Source organism: Streptomyces sp. NPDC044061 (genome assembly GCF_056434305.1).
Genome location: NZ_JBWKFL010000100.1, coordinates 1 through 6,379, shown reverse-complemented (window position 1 = coordinate 6,379; position 6,379 = coordinate 1). Strand labels below are relative to the sequence as shown.

6 protein-coding genes are annotated in these 6,379 nt (G+C 69.4%); 2 read left to right on the top strand and 4 right to left on the bottom strand.

What is annotated here, in order from left to right; genetic code table 11:
* Nucleotides 1-123: 123 nt before the first annotated feature.
* The 4 genes from AC07CM_RS49265 to AC07CM_RS49250 all read right to left on the bottom strand — a co-directional run bounded on the left by AC07CM_RS49265 (nt 124) and on the right by AC07CM_RS49250 (nt 4,765).
* Nucleotides 124-768, bottom strand: coding sequence for a PDDEXK family nuclease (locus AC07CM_RS49265; RefSeq protein ID WP_478883116.1), 645 nt, complete (start codon nt 766-768; stop codon nt 124-126).
* 15 nt (nt 769-783) lie between these two features.
* A complete protein-coding gene (locus AC07CM_RS49260; protein ID WP_478883115.1) occupies nt 784-1,623 on the bottom strand; it encodes a hypothetical protein in 840 nt (279 codons plus the stop codon).
* A gap of 104 nt (nt 1,624-1,727) precedes the next feature.
* Entirely contained in the window at nt 1,728-4,415 is a 2,688-nt protein-coding gene (locus tag AC07CM_RS49255) for a helicase associated domain-containing protein (protein WP_478883114.1), read from the bottom strand.
* The gene (locus tag AC07CM_RS49250) at nt 4,412-4,765 is read right to left on the bottom strand and encodes a hypothetical protein (RefSeq protein ID WP_478883113.1); all 354 of its coding nucleotides are present in this window, start codon (nt 4,763-4,765) and stop codon (nt 4,412-4,414) included. Before AC07CM_RS49250 ends, AC07CM_RS49255 begins: the two co-directional genes overlap by 4 nt.
* Nucleotides 4,766-5,098: 333 nt before the next feature.
* On the opposite strand from AC07CM_RS49250, the gene AC07CM_RS49245 reads away from it, so the two are divergent.
* Both AC07CM_RS49245 and AC07CM_RS49240 read left to right on the top strand, forming a co-directional pair.
* Nucleotides 5,099-5,569 (top strand): hypothetical protein, encoded by a 471-nt coding sequence (locus tag AC07CM_RS49245; RefSeq protein WP_478883112.1) that lies wholly within the window; start codon nt 5,099-5,101, stop codon nt 5,567-5,569.
* Between the two features lie 203 nt (nt 5,570-5,772).
* Entirely contained in the window at nt 5,773-5,964 is a 192-nt protein-coding gene (locus tag AC07CM_RS49240; RefSeq protein ID WP_478883111.1) for a double zinc ribbon domain-containing protein, read from the top strand.
* Nucleotides 5,965-6,379 lie beyond the last annotated feature (415 nt).

Here is a 6,379-nt window from a genome sequence, read left to right as displayed (position 1 = left end):
GGGGGGGGGGGGCGGTATGGGGGGCGCTGCAGCGAGGGCGCAAACCACCCAGCCCCCCCCCCCCCCCCCCCCCCCCCCCCCCCCCCCCGCTGCGCCTGCGTGGCGCCGAGATGGTAGGAGCAGTCACCAGTCGCTTATGTCGTCGTCTCCAGCGGCGGCGAGTCGCTCTTCCTCCGCGAGCCGCCGTATGTCCTCGTCCACGCGAGTCGAGGCCAGGGAGGCACCTTCGCCGAACCGGATCAGCTGTTCCGCTGGGCTGTAGAAGCGTGGTGTGGGGCCGAGGCTGGCGCGGCAGCCTCGGCACCGCCACGGCCTGCGCAGGGTGACCCAGTGGGCGCGGGCGCACGACGGGCACTCGGTGAGGTAGGCGCTCGGCCCGTACGCCGCGGCCCACCATGCGTGACCGTAACGCCCGCGATAGCCGATCTGGTTGGGGCTGCGGTGGGAGGGCCAGCCCAGCAGCACCAGTTGGCCGCCGGGCCACCGGCACCTGCATGCGTCGGTGCACTGGCAGGCACGGGCGGTGCCGAGCTCAGTCGCCTTCTCCCGCCGTGGCGTGTTCGGACCTTTAACTTCCAGCCATGTCCCTACTTCGGGAAGCCAGAAGTCAGGCACGTACCTGGTGCCGGACGGAAGGGTGATCAGCTTGGGCTCGTACTCCCACGCAATGCCGAGGCCGTTGAGTGTGACGGCCCAGTCAGCTTCGAGGCGGGACCGGAAGCGGGTACCGGCGTACGTCGTGGGGACAGCCTCTATGGGCTCGTCCATCTCAAGGGCTCCCTGTCAGGCGTGCAGCTGCACGGAGTAGCCCTGGTCATCGATCTCGCGCAGAACGCTGACAGCGAGCATGAGGGCGATCACGGCGTTGGCAGCGGTGTACTGGACGGCGCCGGCAGCGTGAGCGGTCGCGTGCCGGTTGAAGCCCTCCGGCACGGGGTGCTGTCGCCGGAAATCCTCCAGTGTCCGGGCGAAAGGCAGGAAGACAGCTGCTCTGCGGAACTCGCCAATCGTGGCATCGTCGTCCACGTCGACCGTGGGGACGCTCTGCTTGATCCTGGCGTAGCCGGGCCACCAGCCATTGTCGGTGAGCCACGCCGGGTTGGCGAAGGCCAGACCGCGCACGAAGGTGTCCCAGACATTCGCGGCAAGGGCCTGCCCACCGCTGAACATGCCGCTCTCGATCATCCGCACGCACTCCTCGAGCAAGACCCGCTGCGCGGCAAATCGCCCGGCGGTGACGCAGGCCAAGGCCTTGCTGCAGGAGGCGAGGATCTCCGTCCGGGAGTCATCGAGGACCTTCGCGCGGGAACGAACGCCGTCCGCAGCAAGCAGCTGCCGGATCACATCGCCCGGGGGAACCCACGCCAAGGGCACACCTTCCAGCATCAGCCGGACCAAGTCCTCGTAGTCCAGGCGCTGGCCCCGCCAGTTCTCCGGCATCATCGCATCCAGGCGTTCCAGCACTGACTGCAAAGGCGCGACAGCCTTCGACAGGCCCTCCAGCAGCGGCGTCGGAAGTGCCACCTTGGGCGCCGGTATCACATTCGCAGCCACCGTCCGCCGGATGTTCTCCGTAGCCGCGCTGAGCACCTCGGCCAGCCGTGCATCGAAGCCGTTCGTCATCCAAATCCCTCCCCTGTGCCTGGGAGCATTTTCCGGCATGGAGTCCAGAACCGATGCCGACTTGACTTGCTGAACGGGCGCGCGGGAAAGGCCGTGTCGCGCGGCTAAGCCCATTCCATGCCCAGCTCCCGCAGCGCGTCGAGTTGCTCCGCGTTGAGTTTGTCGCGTCGCGCGCGGGTGTTGGAGATCCATACGCCGAGTCGGACCGGGACCGGTTCGGGTTCGCCGTCGATCGTGATCTCGATGACGGTGCTGCGGGGTACGGGCCGGTGTGCGCCTTCCCGCTCGACCCATTGCGTGAGGGCCGCCAGTCCCCGTTGGAACGCCGCCTGAGCTTTGCTCCCGGCCTTCCCCGGGCCCTTCGTTGCGCTCGTCGCGGCGGGGATCGGGGACGGCACCGCGAGCGGCTCGACGCCCAGCTGTGAGAGCCGTGCCTGCTGCTCGGTGGAGAGCTGTGCCCAGGTGGTCGGCTGTTTCTGCCGTTGGAGCCACCGCCCCAGATCATCCCTGTCGTGGAGGACGCCGGGGGTGATGTCGGGGAGTCGGCCGCTTGGTTCGTCGGCGGCGAGGTCGGCGAGGACGCGGTGGTGGCGTTGCCAGTCCAGTGCCCAGGGGCAGTTCCAGTCGGCGTCGATCGCGGTCAGCTGCCCTGCGCGCTGCGCCGCCCGATCTGAGTCCTTGCCGAGGCCGCCGTAGCGGCGGAGGTTGGCGATCAGCTGTCCGATCGCGACAGACCGCCCGTCGGGGTCGTCCCACATGGCGTCCTGCCGCGGCGCGAGGTGCCCGGTGGCACGCCGGTAGGAGCGGAGGGCGGCGAGTTTGGTTTCCCAGGCTTGATCGCCGGGTTCCCACACCATCCCGGCCTCGGGGGCGTCGAGCAGCTCGACGCGGTGGGGGTCGAGCTCGCCACTGCGTAGCGCTTTGCGTTGCTGGTGGACCCACCTGCCCAGCGGGAACGCCTTGGTCACCCCGACCGCGGTCTCGACGTCGTAGGGCACGGCATGCAGCCCGGTGATGTTGTTCTCCGCCCGCCACCGCAGGAGGGCCTGGTAGCCCTCGAGCCAGACCAGTGACTGGGGCCGGTAGACGCGGGTGCGCAGGAAGGCGGCGATGGTGGCGGGGTCGCGTGAGCTGGAGAACTGCAGCAGCTCCGACTCCGCCCCGCCGCTCCCCGCCTCCCGCCCTTCCTGCTGACCGGCCCTGGGACCAGCACCGGTGCCGGTGATGATGCGTCCGTTGGCGTCCCGCCGGACGTGTGGCTTTCGCGTTCCTCGGGTGAGGGCGCGGTTGGCGAGTTGTTCGGTGAGGTGTTCGGAGTGGGAGCGCAGGCCTTGGAGGACGGCGACGAGGGGGGTGTAGGAGGCGCTGGCGATCATGTCGGTGGGGTCTTCGCCGGGCTGGAGGAAGACGGGCACGATGATCCGCGCGGTCTTGGTGGTGCCGTCGAGGTTGGGGCGCAGGGCCCGGCCGATGTTCTGCACGATCTCGACCTGGGAGCTACGGCTGTCGGCGAAGCAGACGGCCTCCACACCCCGCTCGCCCCGGATGTCAACCCCTTCCCCGAGGACGCGGCAGCTGGCGAGGAACGCCCGGTGCACCCGCCGGCCCGCGGCGTCGATGCCGTTGGCGAACTGGCGCAGGGTTTCGCGGCGTTCGGTGACGAGGTGGTCCCCGCACAGCCACGCCGACCACACCCGGTCCGCGGGAACATGCCGGCCGGCCTCCACGACATCCCCGGGCACGGCACCGAGAGGGGAGCGCGGCCGGTCGGCGGCCTCGTCAAGGGCGTGGGCGGTGACCTCGTCCGCATACAGGTCCGCAGCGGTCTGCGGGAGGTTGAGGGCGAAGGCCTCGGCCTCCTCCACCCGGCTGTGGAAGGTCATCATCGTCTTGATGTTGCGGGCACTGGCGTGCTCCAGGAGCGCGGCCTGCAGCAGCGCGAGCCGCCGGCCACGCCGCGCCTCGTCGGACAGGCCGACAAAGTAGTCGGGGTCCTCGATCTCCAGGACGTCGATCTCGAACCCGGCGAGGACGCCCCGCTCGATGGCCTCGGCGAGAGCGAACTCGGCCAGCCACGGCCCGAACGTGGGGGAGTCCTGCCCCATCGAACAGAGCTCCACCTCCCGCCCGTCCTTACCCCGCTGCGGCCTGGGAGGGGCCAGGATCCGCGGGGTAGCGGTCAAGTAGAGCCTAAAATCCGCGGGGATACGGGTGTTGTCGTGGATCGCCGCCCATGACCGACCAAGATCACCCGCGGTGCCATGGGCCTCATCGACGACCGCGAGGTCGAACGGAGCCATCCGCTGCCCGTACAGCCGCTCCCCGCCCACCAGAGCAGCCTCCAACGGCCCCCGCATGCGCCCTTGGCCCGTCGGGTCGTCGAAGTCGTCACGGTCCACGAGGGAGGCGTACGTGGCGAACACGACCACGGGCCCGGACCCGGCCCACAACGCGAGTTGAATCGGGTTCGTGGTGGTGCGCACGCCCAGCGAGTCGAGCACCGGGTCACTCTCCAGCGAGCACACCGCCACCATCGCAGCGCGGTGACCCACCGCCCGCCACGCCTGCGCGGTCTGCACGAGCAGATCCAGGGTCGGCACGGTCACCAGCACCCGCCCGGCGGGGAAGCTCTCCAGCGCGCATGCGGCCGCCGTGATCGTCTTCCCCGACCCGGTCGCCGACACAATCGTCCCCCGCGCCCCCTGCGCCGGCACCGAAGATCTTGCAGAAAATCCCACCCAATTCTGGAAAGCCGACTTCTGCCGTACCTGGTGTTCTCGGAGCTGAATCAAAAGAGCTCTCCAAACTCGGGAAGGACCTGCTCGACGGAAGCGATACCGCACCCGGTGCGCTGGTAGAGACCGCCGTCCTTACCGTGCACGGCCCATACCCGCCCGGCCGCCTCCTCGGCCGGCGCAGCCATCAGATAAGCGACGGAACCCGGCACGCCCGGGCGGGAGCAGCCGGCAACGGCCCGGGCACCGATCCGGCAGACGCGATGCCGCGAGACCTTCACAGCCACGACACCCGACCGCTCGGCCTCGGCCACGTCCGCCATCAGCCGCTGCAACCGCTGCTCTTCACAGCGGACAGCACGCGAGTCGAGCGAACGCGCGTACACGGCCACCTGCTCCCCGTCCATGACAGCGGCGATCCGCTCCCACTGAACGCACCGCAGCTCCCCGATGAGCAGCCACTCAAGGGATGCGGCTCCAGGACCCACTCGAGCGCGCCCGGCGCGTTGCTGCGCCTGGCGTACCTGCGCGGCCACCTGGCGCCGATCGAGTCCGGCGGCTCTCACGATCCCTCCGCGCCGGGCAGGCTCATGCGGGAGATACTCGTAGATCAACACACGATGCGGCTCTCTGCCAGGGGTCCCTCAATTACGCCAATGCTACATGCTGCATCACACTGAGATGCAGCGGTTAGCCGTGAACCCTGCATGCACTGAGCCAGGTCTCGTAGGATCCCCGTCATGGACTGGGGACCGATCATCAGCACGTCACTCGGTGCTGTCATCGGCATCGCCTCCACTCTGGCGACGGATCAGATACGGACCAGGCGCGGCCGGGAGGACAAGGACCAGGCCGCACGGCAGCAGCTGTACGGCGATTACCTGGCCGCTCTCGCCAGGACGAGGAACCAGCTGCGGATGGCGGCCAGGCCGACTGGCCTGCCAGATGAAGAACGCATCCGCAGGACTGCTGAGGCGTTCCACGAGGGGAACGCCTACGAACTGCGCTATCAAATCGCGGTCGTGGCGCCTAGGGAAGTCGTCGAGGCGTCGACTGCAGCGTTTCGGTCCCTGCGGGATCTAAGAGACCTCGTGGAGGCAGGAGCGCTCCACACCAGTGAGGACTACGTGCAGGCCCGAAACAGGTGGGAGCTGCTGCTGGCGGAGTTGCGGATCGCAATGCGCCGGGACCTCGGCAGACAGGTCTTCTAGCCCCCGGTCGGCACTCCCACCCAGCCCGCCTCCGCTGTGCCCCTGTAGCCGCTCAGGCCGCAGACCCGTTGGCCGACCCTGCGAAGCGGGGCCGGCCTTTCGTGACGCGCAACGTCTCACGGTGACCGGAGCGCAGCGAGGGCACCGCATGAGGGCGAAGCCCACGGGTACTCCGCACGCACTGCCCCCCGACCAGGAGAGCGATGACCCATAACACTGAGAACACTCAAGGCAACCGGTTCTGCAAGGCCTGCGGCACGCCCGCCGAAGACGGGAAGCTGTGCAACCACTGCGGCGCGGTCCTCGACCTCCCCGATCAGGCCGGACTGATCGAGGATCAGGGAGCCGCAATCCGACGCGACTTCGAAGGCCGCACCGAACAGCAGCAGAACTGACCTCGGAACGGCCGAGGGCCGGCACGGCATCCCAGCAGGTCGCGCTGGCAGCGCGACCTGCTCTCTGCCAGCGCCATCAGGCGCGGCACCAGGCTCAACGACAGGAGCCCACCCCTTACTGCTGCCAGCCCGGGCCGCGCGGAGCGTGGCCCGATGCCTCGCACGCAGTGCGAGGCACGCGGTTCGCAGCGCAGCGGAGAACCGTCCCAAGCCCCGAGCGGAGCTCGGGGCCGGCCGCGTAGTGGCCCGCTCCTGGAGCGCAGCGCAAGGAGCGCCAACTCCAGCGCGAAGCACTGGAGTTGTGCGGGGAGCGCAGCGAGCCGCTCACGCTTCCGCGGAGCGGAAGCGCAACACCCGCGCGCAGCGCGGGTGTTCGCTTGCATCGCGCGCAGCGCGATGAGACCCGCTCCGCGGG

What these genes read in the sequence shown, in the direction of transcription:
- AC07CM_RS49260 (WP_478883115.1), bottom strand. Translation starts at nt 1,623, where the DNA reads ATGACGAACGGCTTCGATGCACGGCTGGCCGAGGTGCTCAGCGCGGCT.
- AC07CM_RS49240 (WP_478883111.1), top strand. Translation starts at nt 5,773, where the DNA reads ATGACCCATAACACTGAGAACACTCAAGGCAACCGGTTCTGCAAGGCC.
- AC07CM_RS49245 (WP_478883112.1), top strand. Translation starts at nt 5,099, where the DNA reads ATGGACTGGGGACCGATCATCAGCACGTCACTCGGTGCTGTCATCGGC.
- AC07CM_RS49250 (WP_478883113.1), bottom strand. Translation starts at nt 4,765, where the DNA reads ATGGACGGGGAGCAGGTGGCCGTGTACGCGCGTTCGCTCGACTCGCGT.
- AC07CM_RS49265 (WP_478883116.1), bottom strand. Translation starts at nt 768, where the DNA reads ATGGACGAGCCCATAGAGGCTGTCCCCACGACGTACGCCGGTACCCGC.